Source organism: Pseudomonas sp. Mb7 (genome assembly GCF_054790525.1).
This window is the reverse complement of sequence record NZ_CP186501.1, coordinates 5424933-5441114: the sequence shown is the minus strand read 5'-3', so window position 1 is coordinate 5441114 and position 16182 is coordinate 5424933. Positions and strand designations below refer to the sequence as shown.

At 54.3% G+C, this 16182-nt stretch carries 15 protein-coding genes; 7 read left to right on the top strand and 8 right to left on the bottom strand.

Going from position 1 to position 16182, the window contains the following annotated elements:
- Positions 1-22: 22 nt before the first annotated feature.
- Both ACOYXH_RS24635 and ACOYXH_RS24630 read right to left on the bottom strand, forming a co-directional pair.
- Positions 23-1591, bottom strand: coding sequence for a phospholipase D family protein (locus tag ACOYXH_RS24635; protein ID WP_095049330.1), 1569 nt, complete (start codon positions 1589-1591; stop codon positions 23-25).
- A 60-nt stretch (positions 1592-1651) separates the two neighbouring features.
- Positions 1652-3073: an aminotransferase-like domain-containing protein gene (locus ACOYXH_RS24630; protein ID WP_460409999.1), complete on the bottom strand. Its 1422-nt coding sequence runs from the start codon at positions 3071-3073 to the stop codon at positions 1652-1654.
- A 178-nt stretch (positions 3074-3251) separates the two neighbouring features.
- Here ACOYXH_RS24630 and ACOYXH_RS24625 point away from each other — a divergent pair, with 178 nt between their 5' ends.
- Complete coding sequence (locus ACOYXH_RS24625; protein ID WP_449122548.1) at positions 3252-3497, top strand: DUF1127 domain-containing protein; 246 nt, start codon at positions 3252-3254, stop codon at positions 3495-3497.
- Between the two features lie 114 nt (positions 3498-3611).
- Here ACOYXH_RS24625 and ACOYXH_RS24620 read toward each other — a convergent pair whose 3' ends face one another.
- Entirely contained in the window at positions 3612-4922 is a 1311-nt protein-coding gene (locus ACOYXH_RS24620) for an NAD(P)/FAD-dependent oxidoreductase (protein ID WP_460409998.1), read from the bottom strand.
- 147 nt (positions 4923-5069) lie between these two features.
- Between ACOYXH_RS24620 and ACOYXH_RS24615 the strand changes: the two genes are divergently transcribed.
- Positions 5070-5423: a YkgJ family cysteine cluster protein gene (locus ACOYXH_RS24615; RefSeq protein WP_064389779.1), complete on the top strand. Its 354-nt coding sequence runs from the start codon at positions 5070-5072 to the stop codon at positions 5421-5423.
- 111 nt (positions 5424-5534) lie between these two features.
- Here the strand turns inward: ACOYXH_RS24615 and ACOYXH_RS24610 are convergent, their stop codons facing one another.
- Positions 5535-6023, bottom strand: a complete 489-nt coding sequence (locus ACOYXH_RS24610; RefSeq protein ID WP_003177284.1) for an Lrp/AsnC ligand binding domain-containing protein — start codon at positions 6021-6023, stop codon at positions 5535-5537.
- A 154-nt stretch (positions 6024-6177) separates the two neighbouring features.
- Here ACOYXH_RS24610 and dadA point away from each other — a divergent pair, with 154 nt between their 5' ends.
- The 5 genes from dadA (at position 6178) to ACOYXH_RS24585 (ending at position 10210) form a co-directional block, all read left to right on the top strand.
- The gene (dadA, locus tag ACOYXH_RS24605) at positions 6178-7482 is read left to right on the top strand and encodes a D-amino acid dehydrogenase (protein WP_095049334.1); all 1305 of its coding nucleotides are present in this window, start codon (positions 6178-6180) and stop codon (positions 7480-7482) included.
- On the top strand, positions 7454-7807 hold the full coding sequence (locus ACOYXH_RS24600) for a RidA family protein (RefSeq protein ID WP_042561737.1): 354 nt from the start codon (positions 7454-7456) through the stop codon (positions 7805-7807). Before dadA ends, ACOYXH_RS24600 begins: the two co-directional genes overlap by 29 nt.
- Before the next feature lie 94 nt (positions 7808-7901).
- Positions 7902-8975 (top strand): alanine racemase, encoded by a 1074-nt coding sequence (gene alr / locus ACOYXH_RS24595; protein WP_220557165.1) that lies wholly within the window; start codon positions 7902-7904, stop codon positions 8973-8975.
- Between the two features lie 88 nt (positions 8976-9063).
- Positions 9064-9612 carry a cupin domain-containing protein gene (locus ACOYXH_RS24590; protein ID WP_007920393.1) on the top strand — a complete coding sequence of 183 codons (549 nt, stop codon included), beginning with the start codon at positions 9064-9066 and terminating at the stop codon, positions 9610-9612.
- A 181-nt stretch (positions 9613-9793) separates the two neighbouring features.
- The gene (locus ACOYXH_RS24585) at positions 9794-10210 is read left to right on the top strand and encodes a c-type cytochrome (RefSeq protein ID WP_095049336.1); all 417 of its coding nucleotides are present in this window, start codon (positions 9794-9796) and stop codon (positions 10208-10210) included.
- A gap of 55 nt (positions 10211-10265) precedes the next feature.
- Here the strand turns inward: ACOYXH_RS24585 and ACOYXH_RS24580 are convergent, their stop codons facing one another.
- The 4 genes from ACOYXH_RS24580 to lanM are packed head-to-tail and all read right to left on the bottom strand — an operon-like array spanning position 10266 to position 15674.
- Entirely contained in the window at positions 10266-10985 is a 720-nt protein-coding gene (locus ACOYXH_RS24580; protein WP_320413646.1) for an AAA family ATPase, read from the bottom strand.
- Complete coding sequence (locus ACOYXH_RS24575) at positions 10978-11862, bottom strand: 6TM ABC transporter family protein (RefSeq protein WP_460409997.1); 885 nt, start codon at positions 11860-11862, stop codon at positions 10978-10980. The genes ACOYXH_RS24580 and ACOYXH_RS24575 overlap by 8 nt, the downstream gene beginning before the upstream one ends.
- A gap of 3 nt (positions 11863-11865) precedes the next feature.
- Complete coding sequence (locus tag ACOYXH_RS24570; RefSeq protein WP_460409996.1) at positions 11866-12744, bottom strand: 6TM ABC transporter family protein; 879 nt, start codon at positions 12742-12744, stop codon at positions 11866-11868.
- A complete protein-coding gene (gene lanM, locus ACOYXH_RS24565) occupies positions 12741-15674 on the bottom strand; it encodes a type 2 lanthipeptide synthetase LanM (protein ID WP_320413644.1) in 2934 nt (977 codons plus the stop codon). The genes ACOYXH_RS24570 and lanM overlap by 4 nt, the downstream gene beginning before the upstream one ends.
- Between the last annotated feature and the right edge of the window lie 508 nt (positions 15675-16182).

The window sequence follows — 16182 nt, the reverse complement described above, 5'->3', positions numbered from 1 at the left end:
AAGGCTGCGATCCTTTGCTTTTTTAAAGCATTCGCTCAAGCCCTACCGTGGTGCTGAACCACGCATTGAACCGCCGCCACCAACTCCCCGGCTCCTTGGTCAGGGTGTGCATCTGGCCGTTGTCCTCAGTGATCCAGACGATCTGGCCATCCTGTAACTTCGCCTCGTAACTCAGCGCCGGCGCCATCCCCTGCAAGGCCAGCTCACGCACATGCTCGGCCAACTCCGGACTGTCGACCAAGACCCCAACCTCGGTGTTCCACAACACCGAACGCGGGTCGAAGTTGAACGAGCCGATAAACGACTTCTGCCGATCAAAGATCATCGCTTTGCTGTGCAAGCTTGAATCAGAGCCGCGAAACGATTTGCTGTAAAAAACATGCGGGCCACTGCCGTAGTTATCCCCAGGCTGACGGCGCAGTTCATACAGTTTCACGCCATGCTCCAGCAACGCTTTGCGATACGGCGCATAGCCGCCGTGCACCGCTGGCACATCGGTGGCTTCCAGCGAGTTGGTCAGAAGGCTTACCGAGACGCCGGCATCGGCACGACCGGTCAGGTAAACCAGCCCTGGCTGGCCCGGCACGAAATACGCCGAAATCATGATCAGTTCTTTGCTGACGCCGCGCAGCTCCGGACCCAACTGCGTGGTTAACAGCAATTGCGGATCCGGCTCACCCTTGGCCAAGACCTTGCTCGGCGCATCCCACAGCGCCTGATTCCATGCCCAGATCAGCTCTTTGCGCCAGATGTCCATGCGCGGTGCGGTCTTGAACGTCATCAACTGCTGGTACAGCGCGTGATTCTGTTTGCGGGTTTCCTCCAGCGATTCTTCCAGGCGTGTGCGGGTGTTCTCCAGGTCCTTGACGGTCGGTTGGCTGGTAAGGAATTCGTCGATCGGTTTGCTCAGGGCGCTGTTCCAGTACTGGTCGAAACTGTGCCCGAGCTGCTCGGCCACCGGCCCGACACTGAGCATATCGATGTCGGTGAAATTCAGGTTGGGCTCGGCGTCGAAATATTCGTCACCGAGATTGCGCCCGCCGACGATGGCCACGCTGTTATCCGCCAGCCACAACTTGTTGTGCATGCGCCGGTGTTGCAGCGACAGGTTGAACAAGCGGCCTGCCGCGCGGGTGACGCCGGTGCTGCGGCCCAGATGCAGCGGGTTGAACAGACGAATCTGGATCTGCGGATGCGCCGCCAGCGTGGCGATGATCTGGTCCAGACCGTCGCTGGTGGTGTCGTCGAGCAGAATGCGCACGCGCACGCCGCGATCGGCAGCCTTGAGCAGTTCCTCCACCAGCATTCGCGTGCTGATGCCGTCATGGACGATGTAGTACTGCAGATCAAGGCTGGTCTGGGCGTTGCGGATCAGTTCGGCGCGGGCGGTGAACGCCTCGCTGCTGTTGGACAGCAGGCGAAACCCTGAGCGGCCATGGTAGGGCGCCGCTTGCGCCTGAATCGAACGACCGAAGCTGGAATCGGATGCCGGCAACGCCTGACTTGGCTCGCGCGGGACATCGAGACTGGCACAGCCGCTCAGGAACGAGGCGAGTAACAGCGAAGCGAGTAGGGGCTGTCTGAAGCTCACGTAGGATCATTCCGGTTGGCGGCAAGGGTCGGCATATGGACGCGGTTCTCTGGAAAAAGGTCAGTCGGCTTCCGCCAGCAATCTGACAGCGGTCTCGCCGACCTTGCGCACCGCCTCTTCGATCTGCGCTGTCGGTTTGGCAGCGTAGTTCATCCGCAGGCAATTGCGGTACTTGCCTGAGGCGGAAAAGATGCTGCCGACGGCAATCTGTACGCCTTGGTCAAGCAACTCGCGATTGAGTTTCAGGGTGTCGAAACCTTTCGGCAACTCGACCCACAGCATAAAGCTGCCTTGCGGCCGGCTGGCGCGGGTGCCCGCCGGAAAGTAGCGGGTCACCCAATCGATCATCAGGTCGCGACTGCGCTGGTATTGCGTGCGCATGCGCCGCAAATGCGGTTCGAAATGGCCAGCCTTGAGAAATTCGGCGATAGCGATCTGCGGCTGCGGCGCGGTCGAGCCGGTGCTGATGTATTTCATGTGCAACACCCGCTCAAGGTATCGACCCGGCGCGACCCAGCCAATGCGCAGCCCCGGCGCAAGGGTCTTGGAAAACGAACTGCACAACAGCACACGGCCGTCTTCGTCGAAGGATTTGATCGTGCGAGGGCGCGGGTAGGTGTAGGACAGTTCGCCATACACGTCGTCCTCGATGATCGCTACGTCGAAGCGCTGCGCGAGGTTGAGCAGGGCGCGTTTGCGCGACTCCGGCATGATGTAGCCGAGCGGGTTATTGCAGTTGGGCGTGAGCTGGATGACCTTGATCGGCCATTGTTCCAGTGCCAGTTCCAGCGCTTCGAGGCTGATCCCGGTGAGCGGGTCGGTGGGAATTTCCAGGGCTTTCATGCCCAGGCCTTTAAGGGTCTGCATGGCGCCATGAAAGCTTGGCGAGTCCACCGCGACAATGTCGCCCGGTTCGCAGATCGCGTGGATGCTGGTAGACAGCGCTTCGTGGCAACCGGTGGTGATCACCAGATCGCTCGCGCTCAACTGGCAGCCGGAGTCGAGCATCAGTCGAGCGATCTGTTCGCGCAGTTCTAGAGTGCCGTGGATGTTGTCGTAATACAGACCGGGCATGTCCTGACGGCGGCTGATCCGCGCCAGCCCACGCAGCAAAGGCTTCATCGTCGGCGAGCTGATGTCCGGCATGCCACGACCCAGTTGCACGACATCCTTGCGCGGCACCGCACGAATCAACTCCAGCACTTGATCCCACTGCGAAATCTCCACCGGGCGCTGCGCCGGACGGCCGACGGCGGGCAGCTCCGGCAGTTCGCGGCCGACCGGCACAAAGTAGCCGGACTTGGGTTTCGGCGTGGCCAGGCCGCTGTCTTCGAGCACGCGATAGGCCTGTTGCACCGTGCTCAGACTGACCCCGTGTTCGACGCTCAAGGCGCGCACCGATGGCAGCCGGTCACCTGGGCGATAGAAGCCGTTTTCGATGCGCGTGCCGAGCAATTCGGCGAGGTTTACATAAAGGGTCATGGCGCTGCCTCGGTGCGGTGATTCGATAAACCAGTACAGATCTCGCAAAAATCGACAATTCAGTCGACAAAGCGGCAAATCTGTATGTAGTTAATACAGTGTCTTTGAATCTGTAATGGTTTTGCTCGCCCGCGCATCATGGAATCTCTGGCTACCCAAGTAAACAGGAGCATTGAAAATGAACGGCTTGAGCGATGTGCGGTTGACGTTACACGGTCAGGAACTGGCGGCAGGGCAGAAGGACAGTGCGCGCAATGAGATCATGCGCAATACGCCGTCCGGCCTGAGTCGCTGGAGTCTGTTGTGGCATCGTCTGCACACGCGCAAGGCGTTGCTGGCGCTGACGGCGGATCAGCTCAAGGACATCGGGCTGACGCGTGAGCAGGCGCAGGAGGAGGGGTTGAAGCCGTTCTGGCGGATCTGACAACCACTGATCGCCCCCACGCTCTGCGTGGGAGCGCCGCGCCGGACGCTCCGCGTCCGCTGTGACGCAGAGCGTCACTGGATGCATTCCCACGCAGAGCGTGGGAACGATCACTCAGACCAACTCTTTAAGGCGATGCCACAACATCCCCAACGCCAACAACGGCGAACGCAAATGCTTGCCGCCCGGGAAGGTGATGTGCGGCACCTTGGCAAACAGATCAAAGCCCCCGCTTTGCTGCCCGCTGATCGCTTCGGCCAATAACTTGCCCGCCAGGTGCGTGGCATTCACCCCGTGGCCTGAATAGGCCTGGGCGTAATACACGTTCGGCTGGTCCGCGAGCCGGCCAATCTGCGGCAAGCGGTTCGCGCCGATACCGATCATGCCGCCCCACTGATAGTCGATTTTCACGCCAGCGAGTTGCGGGAACACTTCGAGCATCTTCGGCTGCATGTAGGCGCCGATATCCTTTGGATCGCGTCCCGAATAGTGGCAGGCGCCGCCGAACAGCAAACGACGATCCGCCGAGAGTCGGTAATAATCCAGCGCGACACGTTGGTCGCAGACCGCCATGTTCTGCGGCAGCAGGTTATGCGCCTGTTCTTCGCTCAACGGCTCGGTGGCGATGATGTAGCTGCCCGCGGGCAGGACCTTGCCGCTGAGTTGCGGATTCAGATCACTGAGATACGCGTTGCAGCCAAGCACGAGGGTCTTGGCGCGCACCGAACCTTGAGCTGTATGGACTTTGACTTCAGGGCCGTAATCGATACGCGTCACTGCCGAGTGTTCAAACAGTTTAACGCCCAGTTGCTGCGCTGCTGCTGCTTCGCCCAAGGCCAGGTTCAGCGGATGCAGATGCCCGGAGCCCATGTCGATCAAGCCGCCGACATAGCGTTTGGAACCGACCACCGTGTGCATGTCGTGGGCTTGCAGCAAGCGGGTTTCGTAGCGATAGCCAAGGCCACGCAGTTCTTCGGCGTCTTCGGCAAAGCCTTCGAGGTCGGACGGTTTGTTGGCGAGGTCGCAATAGCCCCAGGTCAGGTCGCAGGCAATCTGAAAACGCTCGACGCGCTGGCGAACGATTTCCACTGCTTCCAGGCCCATCAGTTTCATCTCGCGCACGCCGTCGGCACCGATGACGTTGGTGAACTGATCGAGGCCGTGACCGACGCCGCGAATAAGCTGCCCGCCGTTGCGACCGCTGGCGCCCCAACCGATCTTGTGCGCTTCCAGCAACACCACGCTGAGGCCGCGTTCGGCCAGTTCCAGCGCCGTGTTCAACCCGGAAAAGCCGCCGCCGACCACACAGACGTCGGTCAGCACGTCACCTTGCAACACCGGGTGATCGGGCTGCGGCAGGCTGCTGGCGGCGTAGTAAGAGGCAACGTGGGGTTGGCTCGCGGAGGTAAAGGCGCGGGCAGTCATGGGCGTCATCCAACGGCTAAGTGTCGAGAAAATTTGACGGAGCATAAGCCGCACGCCCGAATGTGGGCAACATTGGTCGGCCTGCGGTGTCTGGATCTCGGCTTTTGCGGCACAATTGTCGCCTATTCCTCCTCGGTCATCGCTGCAATGAGCTGCAACAGCCAGAAAATCCGCACCTTGCGCCAGCAGATACCCTCGTTCGAGTGCGTGCCCGGCTGCCACGATTGCTGCGGCCCGGTGACCACTTCGCCGGAAGAAATGGCCCGCCTGCCACGCAAGACCCGCGCCGAGCAAGATGCGGCGATGGAAGAGCTGAACTGTGTGCACCTGGGGCCGAACGGCTGCACGGTGTATGAAGAGCGGCCGTTGATTTGCCGTTTGTTCGGCACGACCAAGACCTTGCCTTGCCCGAATGAGCGGCGCCCGGTGGAGCTGATTCATCCGAGAGTGGAGAAGCAGATATTCGAGTACATGGCGGCGAATCGGCAGGTTTTGGTTTAGCGCGTTCACTCGGAACCGAGTCGACGCCATCGCGAGCAGGCTCGCTCCCACATTTGGAATGCGTTCCCCCTGTGGGAGCGAGCCTGCTCGCGAGTGGAGCGCCAGCGATCTTCAATCCGGAATAGGTAAGCTCAAGCTCTCCTTCACCTCTTCCATCACGATATAGCTCTTCGACTCGCGCACATGCGGCAGCTTCAGCAGAATGTCGCCGAGCAGCTTGCGGTAAGACGCCATCTCGGAAATCCGCGCCTTCACCAGATAGTCGAAATCCCCCGACACCAGATGACACTCCAGCACGTGCGGCAACTTCAGCACCGCGCGTCGGAACTCCTCGAAAGTGTCGCCGGATTTGTAGTCGAGGCTGATCTCGACGAACACCAGCAAGCTACCCTTCAAATGCTGCGGATTCAGCCGGGCGTTGTAGCCCATGATGATTCCTTCGCGCTCCAGACGCCGTACTCGTTCGGTGCAGGGCGTGGTAGAGAGGCCGACCTTTTCCCCAAGTTCGGTAAAGGAAATCCGCCCGTCCGCCTGCAGGATCCGCAAGATATTGCGGTCGATCTTGTCCAGCTCACGTTTGGTCTGAGTGTTGGTACGCATAGGGGATGCGCCTCCGTGAAAAGGGTTTTTGCCGAGAATTGTCGCCAAATATAGGCGCTTATATAGTGAAAAGCACTGGCATTTCTTTTTTACACTGCGCCCATCATTGCTCTAACAACACAGCTCGGCGAAAAGCCGCGATGAGGGATACAAAATGCGCGTTATGGTCTTGGGTAGCGGCGTCATCGGTACCGCCAGTGCTTACTATCTGGCCCGTGCCGGGTTTGAAGTGGTGGTGGTCGACCGACAGCCAGCCGCGGCCATGGAGACCAGTTTCGCCAACGCCGGCCAGGTCTCGCCGGGCTACGCCTCGCCGTGGGCCGCGCCGGGCGTGCCGCTGAAGGCGATCAAGTGGCTGTTGCAGCGCCACGCCCCTCTCGCGATAAAAGCCACCGCCGACATCGACCAGTACCTGTGGATGGCGCAGATGCTGCGCAACTGCACCGCCAGCCGTTACGCGGTGAACAAGGAGCGCATGGTGCGTCTGTCCGAGTACAGCCGCGACTGCCTCGATGAATTGCGCGCCGAAACCGGCATCGCCTACGAAGGCCGCAGCCTCGGTACGACTCAATTGTTCCGCACCCAGGCACAACTGGATAACGCCGCCAAAGACATCGCCGTGCTGAAAGAATCCGGCGTGCCGTTTGAAGTACTCGACCGCGCCGGCATTGCCCGCGTAGAGCCGGCCCTGGCGGGTGTCACTGACATCCTCGCCGGTGCCCTGCGCCTGCCGAATGACCAGACCGGCGACTGCCAGATCTTCACCACGCGCCTCGCCGAAATGGCCGTGAAACTCGGTGTCGAATTCCGCTTTGGCCAGGACATTCAGAAACTCGACTACGCCGGTGATCGCATCAACGGTGTGTGGATCGACGGCAAGCTGGAAACCGCTGACCGCTACGTACTGGCGCTCGGCAGCTACTCGCCGCAACTGCTCAAGCCGCTGGGCATCAAGGCGCCGGTGTATCCGCTCAAGGGTTACTCGCTGACCGTGCCGATCACCAACCCGGCGATGGCCCCGACTTCGACAATTCTCGACGAGACCTACAAGGTCGCGATCACCCGTTTCGATAACCGTATCCGTGTGGGCGGCATGGCCGAGATCGCCGGTTTTGACCTGTCGTTGAATCCGCGTCGCCGTGAAACCCTGGAGATGATCGTCAACGACCTTTATCCTCAGGGCGGCAATCTGGCCGAGGCGAGCTTCTGGACCGGCCTGCGTCCGACCACCCCGGACGGCACGCCGATCGTTGGCGCCACGCCGTTCAAGAACCTGTTCCTCAACACCGGTCACGGCACGCTCGGTTGGACCATGGCGTGCGGCTCCGGTCGTTTGCTGGCCGATCTGATGGCGAAGAAAAAGCCGCAGATCAGCGCCGAAGGCCTCGATATTTCCCGTTACGGCAACAAGACCCAGGAGTCCGCAAAACATGGCAATCCAGCGCCAGCTCACCAATGAGCGCATGAGTCAGATCGTCAGCCACAACGGCACCGTGTATCTGGCCGGGCAGGTCGGCGACGACTTCGACGCCGGGATTGAACAGCAGACTCGCGAGGTACTGGCCAATATCGAGCGCTTGCTCGATCTGGCCGGCACCGACAAACAGCATCTGCTGTCGGCGACGATCTACCTGAACGATATCGAAGCCCACTTTGCCGGGATGAACTCGGTGTGGGACCAGTGGCTGCCCAAAGGCGCCGCCCCGGCCCGCGCCACCGTCGAAGCGAAAATGGCCAAGCCGAGCATTCTGGTGGAAATTTCCATCGTCGCCGCGCTGCCGTAGCCGTTGTAAAGATCCCTCTCCCGGCGCTGTTGGCGGTTCACGTCGTCAGTCGGCGCCGGTTTTTCTTCCCATGACCGCCTAGAAGTCTGCCGCCATGCGTCCTGCCCGTGCCCTGATCGACCTAGAAGCCCTGCGCCACAACTACCGAATTGCCCGCGAAGTCACTGGCGCCAAGGCGCTTGCGGTGATCAAGGCGGACGCCTACGGCCATGGCGCGGTGCGTTGCGCCCAGGCACTGGAAGCCGAGGCCGACGGTTTTGCCGTCGCCTGCATCGAAGAAGCGCTGGAGTTGCGCGCGGCCGGCATCAAGGCCCCGGTGTTGTTGCTCGAAGGCATCTTCGAAGCCGATGAGCTGGCGCTGGTTGTCGAGCATGATTTCTGGACCGTGGTGCATTCGCTGTGGCAGCTCGAAGCGATCGAGCAGGCGACACTGAGCAAGCCGATCACCGTGTGGCTGAAGCTCGATTCGGGCATGCACCGCGTTGGTCTGCATCCGAAGGACTATCCGGCGGCCTATCAGCGTCTGCTGGCCAGCGGCAAAGTGGCGAAGATCGTGTTGATGAGCCACTTCGCCCGTGCAGATGAGCTGCACGCGCAGAGCAGCACCGAACAAGTCGCGGTGTTTGAAGCGGCGCGTCAGGGCCTGGCGGCGGAAGTCAGCTTGCGCAACTCGCCGGCTGTGCTCGGTTGGCCGCAGATTCACAGCGATTGGGTGCGCCCGGGCATCATGCTTTATGGTGCGACGCCGTTTGAAGAAGCCAACGCTGTGGCCGAGCGCCTGCAACCGGTGATGACCCTCGAATCGAAAGTCATCTGTGTGCGTGAGCTGCCCGCTGGCGAGCCGATCGGCTACGGCGCCAAATTCATCACCGACAAACCGATGCGCATCGGCGTGGTCGCCATGGGGTACGCCGACGGCTACCCGCGTCAGGCGCCGACCGGAACGCCGGTACTGGTGGCGGGTAAACGCAGCCGGATTCTCGGTCGCGTGTCGATGGACATGCTCTGCATCGACCTCACCGATGTGCCTGAAGCTGGCCTCGGTTCGAGCGTTGAGCTGTGGGGCAAAAACATCCTCGCCAGCGAAGTGGCGCAGTGGGCCGACACCATTCCGTACCAGATCTTTTGCAATCTGCGCCGAGTGCCAAGGCTCTATTCCGAGGGTTGACGCCGCTGCGGGGGCGAAGTGTTGTAAATACTGAACGCTGTCGCCATGATAACGCTCAATATTCTTACAACATCAGGAGGCTCCCGCCTTGGACGTCGGTGAACGACTGCAATCGATCCGCAAGCTCAAAGGGCTTTCCCAGCGTGAACTCGCCAAACGCGCGGGCGTCACCAACAGCACCATTTCGATGATCGAAAAGAACAGCGTCAGCCCTTCGATCAGTTCGCTGAGGAAGGTACTGGGCGGGATTCCCATGTCCATGGTCGAGTTCTTTTCCGAAGAAATCCTGCAGGAAGTCCCGACCCAGATCGTCTACAAGGCCAACGAGCTGATCGACATTTCCGACGGCGCCGTGACCATGAAACTGGTCGGCCGCGCGCACCCCAGCCGCGCCATCGCCTTCCTCAACGAAATCTACCCACCGGGTGCCGACACCGGCGAAGAAATGCTCACCCATGAAGGCGAAGAAACCGGGATTCTGGTGGAAGGTCGTCTGGAACTGGTGGTGGGTCTGGAAACTTTTATTCTCGAAGCCGGCGACAGCTACTACTTTGAAAGTACCAAGCCGCACCGTTTTCGTAATCCGTTCGACGCGCCTGCGCGACTAATCAGCGCAGCCACGCCGGCGAATTTTTAACAAAGAGGTGCCAAGCCATGATGGCAAAGGCATCCGGACCGTTTATCTACCGTGCGGTATAACCCCTTCGACTATGGGGTTGTTTCAGTGTGGCGGGCTACCCGCTATACTTCCGCCCGCCTGCGAACCGTGGCCGCAGGCGTGAATAGCCACCATTGAGGGTGAACGCGTGAACCTAATTATGAAAATGCTGGCCGCACCAGCAACCGTACTGGCCCTCTGGGCTGTCAGCGCTCAAGCTGCGACGAATGACGACATTGCCAAACGCCTGGAGCCGGTTGGCCAGGTGTGTGTACAAGGTCAGGAATGCAAGGGGATGGAAGTTGCCGCTTCCGCAGGCGGCGGTGGCGGGGCGAAAACCCCGGATGAGGTGATTGCCAAGCATTGCAATGCTTGCCACGGTACCGGGTTGTTGGGCGCGCCGAAGATCGGTGACACCGCAGCGTGGAAAGAGCGTGCTGATCATCAGGGTGGCCTCGACGGCATCCTGGCCAAGGCCATTACCGGCATCAATGCCATGCCGCCGAAAGGCACCTGCGCCGATTGCTCGGATGATGAGTTGAAGGGCGCGATCCAGAAGATGTCTGGCCTGAAGTAAGGCGCACTTCTGACGAAAAAAACCGTCTTCGGACGGTTTTTTTGTGTCTGCAGCATCACTGCATGCTTTTCGCGATAAAGGCACCGGAAGAATTAAGTACGGCTTTGTACACAGCATAAGCATCAGTATCTGCCGGAGTTATTGGTTCGGAGCGCCCTTCCGATATCTGTCTCAGATCACATCCCGGGATCGACATAATGAGAGGTGAGTGAGTGGCGATGATGAACTGTGCGCCCTTGCGTGCCAGCTCCATCATTCGGTTGATAAAAACTAATTGCCTCAATGGGGATAACGACGCTTCCGGTTCATCGAGAACGTACAGTCCCTGGGCTTTGAATCGGTTTTGAAACAGCGCCTCCATTGCTTCACCGTGCGACATGCAATGCATATCCACGCCGCCGTAATAGGTCTTTATTTCGGGATCAAAGCTCCCCTCTGCATCAAGCTTGCGGATCGCAGTGTTCAAGTTATAGAAGGTTTCTGCTCTGTAGAAAAAAACGTCCTTCTCCCTTCGGTAGCCTTTTGAAAGCGTCAGGGTTTCGTGCAGTTTCGAATGGGTGTTCTCAGTCGAGAAATTGAAGTTTTTCCCACCGCCTTCTGGATTGCATCCCAATTTGATGGCAAGTGCTTCAAGCAGGGTGGATTTTCCAGAACCGTTTTCTCCGATAAATACGGTAATTCTGTTATTGAATTGAAGCGGAAAAAGGCCGCGTAGAAAATGAGCCGCAACTCTGTCTAACTTAAGGCGTATCTGCTGAATGAACAAATCATTCATATTGGTGCCCCCTGAATACTCTACCGACGGATACCTTTACTCCAATCATTGTTATACCAAGTCTTATCGAACTCGTGCTGGCCATGGTAAAAATTCCGACGTAACCAAGGTAAGCAATAAGACGCTCGCCGAATAACTCCGGCGTCGCAGTGGCGCTAAAAATGATGACTGATACTGTCCCGGCCGAGATAGCCATTTCCGGCCAGAAGCACTGAATTGCGTTGGCTTTTTGATATTTGTAACGTGCTTGTATTGTGTTGCTCAAACATCCATTACTATTGCTGATAAGTGATTGAAAACTTTGCTCATCAATTGTGGGTGTGCTGAAAGTGCTGATTAACGATTCCTTGTACAGGTCTTCATTACTCATTTCGTCTTTATACAGACTCTGGATTTGTGGTTTTGCAAATTTCAACTGCACACAAGTCAATGTCGTAATAAATATCAAGGGGATGAGAAAATAAGCGTTTTCACGAAGTAAGATATAGGCTGTGGCAAAGGTCAAAATACAAGATCCTGCCAGATGAATTAAGTCATGAAGGACTGAAGCAATTTTCTCGGCATCTTCTTTGATCATCGTCACGCGAGAGCTTAACGGGCGAGGTCTTTCATCATGCACAATGAAATTGATGAGTGAAAAGCGAGATTTCGCTTCCATGAGCGCCGCCATGGAGCTGCCCAGAGTTTGAGTCGCGAGTTTAGATAAAAAAATAACGGTGAGAAGGAAATACAGATTAGTGCTGACAGCACCACTACTGAGAGCTGTAAGTCCCTCTGCCACGATCGAAGGTATTAGCAACTGACATGCAGCTGCTAAACTCAGGCATACTGTTGAAAACAAAAATAATGCCCCGTTTTTTCGCAAGCACATAAGCATAATTCAGCGCCTCCCGAGTTGTAGTTTATAGCTCAGAATTCGATTGCGGCGATAAGAGGCCTCTCTGCTTGAGTAGTAAATGGATATAAGTGACATTGTTGGGCTGAGCACACGCTCAAGGTAGATGGCTGAGGCAAAGATAGCGCCTGTTGTCAAAGCGCTTTCACTTATTAAATGAGCGGATATCAAGAATAAAACAACTATCGCTACCAAGTAACATGTGCCTGAAATTGATTCGAAAAAAGATGCCTTCAGGTTTGAACGAAAAGCGAGGCGCTCAATTTTTTTGATGTCCAGCTTGACTCTGTCGTTGTACGGTTTGGCATCGCATACATGCGCACAGATTGTCCCGATTATAACGGTGTTTTCTTGGACGTATTCTTCAAAAAGGGTGTCGCTCTTTCTCCGGGTTATAAAATATGCAGCTGAGGCATATAGCAGGCCGCTAAGGGGGGCGAGCACCAGAAGAGGATGATACTGAGCCGTTATAATCAGCGCGAAGATTATGATGCTGAAGTTGAGTGAAGTGTCAAAGAATGCCGAATGGTATAGATATATCGAGCCGTCAACATCACCGTCGATAAGTTCGATCTGCTCACCTGGGTTTCCCCTATATGTGGTTGCCTTGCTTCGCAGGTGCGTTAGAATTGTCCTTTTCAGGATATATCTTGTCTTGGCAGCAGTCCTTTGTAGATAAATGTTGGCTGCTAGTTTCAAGGGGGGCGTCGCGATGATAAGAAGCGAAGCGCCTGCGAGTGCATATAAATATGAGCGGTCTTGGGATAGGTAAAAATTAATTGAACTGCCGATTAGGTAGGGCGATGCGCTTGTTAGAACTGAGATGCCTAGGCCAAAGCAGCAAAGTATTAGGTTGCTTTTCATGGTTTGATAAATTCCATTTGGTGCGGAAGAAATGGAAACTCGTAGTTACGGTCAGTCAAACCAATAGAGCCAAGTAGTGAACCCACGCGTCCGATCCATAATCCTAATGGATCGGCAGTTTTTGTTCTCAAGATTCTCGAATTTTGTTCACTTAAGTTAACGATGTTCGACCATAGAAAAACTTGTGGGTCGAGCAACGATTCCGGTGAGATCTTTTTCATGATATTCAGAATCCCATAAGCGCCATGACATAAAGAGTCATTGACGGGTCTCTTTCGTTTTTCGAGATTCGAATATGAGAATGCGGCTTTTGATGGGTGCTTTTCCAAGAAATCTAGCGCAGGCTGTACTCCATTGTTTGCGAAATAACTGATCGCCAAATAATTACCAGGTAAACCGTGGCTCCACGCAAACTCACCGGCGCTTGATTCCGAGCGTTTTCTGTAGTCGCGCCAATTTTCAATTGACTCATCATATTCGTTAAGCTCCCAAGACAAAAAGCCTAGGAATAATTCGTGGATTGAATCTTTTTTTGCGATAAGTTTATTAAAGTAAAATAATGAGTATGCGCACCCCATTATTCCGTGAGACAGGCCACTCAATAAAGCGTCGCTTCTCGTTGTGATTGCATTGTCGAATGTGGGTAGTTTGCTTCCAGATATAAAGGTGAGTTCGGTCTCTATTTTTTTGTATAAGGAGTTGGCTAAATCGGAAAACGATAAATCTTTAGTAAGATCGAATAATAGCGTGAGTACATTTAGAGTGCCGAACATTCCAGAAAGAAAGTCAGAGCCCCAAAAATATTTTTGCCACCATGGTTCTCCCAGTACGTCTTCAACATATTTTTTATACAGCTGTAGTAGTTGGCTCTGCCTTTCATCGTCGAAATAATTTAAGCCTATCAGGAGCGGAACGATTGCGGACGATAGACCGAAGTGAAAGCCCCCTAAGTGCGTACCCTTATTTGTCAGTTTTTTAACTATTCTACTGTGGCAATGATTTAGTAGTTCAGTTACCAGAGCTTTATCTATGGCGCTGCTATGACTGGCCGCCACTACGCAGCCATAAAGAATACCAGACAATCCGTAGTAGAAGTCATCTCCTAACTCCGAGAACTCCATATAGCCACCTGGTGATGAGTGAAATCCTAGCCAGAGCCCATTACTTGAAATTTCGGTGCGTAACAGTTCATTGATCAAGCATGCGTTGATTTTCGATGATGTCCTGATTTTGTTAATGATCTCGTCTGTATTTGAATAACGAGGGTCTCTCACATCGTCGTGTTGTTTGAAGGAGTGGTCCGTGAGTTTATTTCCGTGTTCATACATGTTTTTCATTGCTAAAAGGGTGTTTGAAGTTAGTTTCTCTTCAAATGCAATTCTGTTTTTGTCCAAGGTTTTGATGTATTGGATACTGTTGTCTATTCCGTTTATATAATCTTTACTATCGAGGTGCCCTGAACCGCTGTAACCGGGTTCGTAGAACTCAAGAACACCGGCTTGTCCTCGAGCAAAAGGTATGTCCAGATCCAAGCAAGCTGAGACCTCCGCGTTGAGAAAGCCTATCGCGGGAGCTGTGTCGTTATTAAGGATATTTTCCAGGAAGGCCGTTCGTTTGTCAGTGCAACGCATTAAGGTTGCATGCAGGGAGCATTGAATGGCGTAGTGATATGTCGCGGTCGGTCTGGGGATATACCTGTTTTGTCGGCCTCTAAAAGATTTAATTGTTTCGATAATTGACGGTTGCGCATTGTTCAATATAGAAAATAGAGTGGTTAGGCCATCAATGATTTGATTTTCGTAGTCCCACGGCTGCGCCGGTTTCCCGTTAAGATATAAAACATTCTGATTTGGGAATATTTTAACTCCGTCCATGCCAAATTGACTGTGACCAGTTTCGTCTTCTAAGTGTTGGTACAGGTTTAGGCTGACATATTGCTCTGATAATCCACCCAGCGCACTCAAGTCTACACCGATACCATCGGTGCCTTTCCAAGTCCAATTCGGAAGAATGCTTGTTTGGGTAACGTTCCACCGAACTTCTCTCGGGATTGTCTCAATGTTTAAGGTGCTGTAAAAAATTGTCTCCAGATCAATGGGTATAGGGCTTGATCCATGCGCAATCAGATTGTCAGAGGTAATGTCCGCAGCCATAAAGGCCGTGCAATAACCTAATAAAAATCCTGCTCTTTTAAAGTATTGATGTACCTCTTCTTCAGTTTCTGCCTGCTTTTGAGGTGTATGCTCTGACCATCCATGTTCTTTTTTCACCAAATAAATTGGTATTTTCCATTCGCAAAAGTCAGTGCCTGCGGCACTGCTCAAAGACAGTAGAAAACCGGAAGCTTCCGCTTCAAGTTTAAGATTTCTTGGTTTGTAAATTATTTTTATGGAGTTAAAGGAAAGCGTGCAAACGGTCCTCGATCCGTAATGCGTTTCGCTAGTCGCGACATCAATAGCGGAGAGGTTGACGTCAGACCCAATATTGAATACTTCGTTAATCTCCTGTCTGTCTTCTTTTAAATGAGTAAAAAACTGTAATGTAAATTCGACAAAATTTTGTGATATTTTGGTGAGGACTCGATCTAGCTCTGGATAAGCTTTAATGATGTCGGTGAGATAGCTTTTATTTTCGCTAACTAACTTGTAGTAAGAGGAGGTTTCCATCTCTCTGCCGATGATGGATTTTTCAAATATTTGTTTTTCGGTGATTAAAACGTTATTAGCTGCGTTGGTAATTCTCGCTGCCAGGTTTGTTGCGAAACCGCTGATAATAACTGACTGAGTTTCCAAGGCGCTTCCGGATGTTTTTGGAAGTTTATTTTCGATGTGGTAAATATAGTAAGACAGGTATGGCCATAGCGGGCAGTCTGTGGTCAGGCTTCGGTGCGAGTTCAAGGGTTCAGTTAAAAACTCAATCGGCGTTTTCAATGTAAAGAATCCTAAAGTAATTGAAAGGGGCGGCACGTATTGACCGCCCCCGGCTCATAACTACATGTAAGTCGCGTAGCAGCACCCTTGCCAACATTGTGAGCAACAACTAGTGCATGGTCGCGAACCGCTGCTGGCTGCGCTTAAGTTGCTGAATGCTTGAATTGCCAGCGTTGAAATAGGTGCGCTTGAATTTAGAATGTGTGCCCTCGCACTACGGATTGCTAAGAAGTCGATTTCCATAATTTTTCCTTATAAGTTTATGTTTGGCCTAAAAGTATTGATTGCTAATGAAGTGTTACGTTTTTAATGCTAGCTGTGACTCAGATAACTTCAATTCAGAAGTGTCCTGAAGTTCTGCGTGATTAAATTCGAGCCAATGTAGGAAAGAAGTCACGGGCTTGTGCGATGATTCTTTTGGTGTTGTTAATTCATTGTTATTGTTGAAAGTTCTCTGGGTGTGGTTGCGCCAAGCACTGCACTCGCCTACTTCACGTTTTTTTCGCAT

Bases quoted from the DNA above. Each gene is read 5' to 3' on its own strand.
- ACOYXH_RS24630 (WP_460409999.1), bottom strand. From the start codon at position 3,073: ATGACCCTTTATGTAAACCTCGCCGAATTGCTCGGCACGCGCATCGAA.
- ACOYXH_RS24625 (WP_449122548.1), top strand. From the start codon at position 3,252: ATGAACGGCTTGAGCGATGTGCGGTTGACGTTACACGGTCAGGAACTG.
- ACOYXH_RS24620 (WP_460409998.1), bottom strand. From the start codon at position 4,922: ATGACTGCCCGCGCCTTTACCTCCGCGAGCCAACCCCACGTTGCCTCT.
- ACOYXH_RS24615 (WP_064389779.1), top strand. From the start codon at position 5,070: ATGAGCTGCAACAGCCAGAAAATCCGCACCTTGCGCCAGCAGATACCC.
- ACOYXH_RS24610 (WP_003177284.1), bottom strand. From the start codon at position 6,023: ATGCGTACCAACACTCAGACCAAACGTGAGCTGGACAAGATCGACCGC.
- dadA (WP_095049334.1), top strand. From the start codon at position 6,178: ATGCGCGTTATGGTCTTGGGTAGCGGCGTCATCGGTACCGCCAGTGCT.
- ACOYXH_RS24600 (WP_042561737.1), top strand. From the start codon at position 7,454: ATGGCAATCCAGCGCCAGCTCACCAATGAGCGCATGAGTCAGATCGTC.
- alr (WP_220557165.1), top strand. From the start codon at position 7,902: ATGCGTCCTGCCCGTGCCCTGATCGACCTAGAAGCCCTGCGCCACAAC.
- ACOYXH_RS24585 (WP_095049336.1), top strand. From the start codon at position 9,794: ATGAAAATGCTGGCCGCACCAGCAACCGTACTGGCCCTCTGGGCTGTC.
- ACOYXH_RS24580 (WP_320413646.1), bottom strand. From the start codon at position 10,985: ATGAATGATTTGTTCATTCAGCAGATACGCCTTAAGTTAGACAGAGTT.
- ACOYXH_RS24575 (WP_460409997.1), bottom strand. From the start codon at position 11,862: ATGCTTATGTGCTTGCGAAAAAACGGGGCATTATTTTTGTTTTCAACA.
- ACOYXH_RS24570 (WP_460409996.1), bottom strand. From the start codon at position 12,744: ATGAAAAGCAACCTAATACTTTGCTGCTTTGGCCTAGGCATCTCAGTT.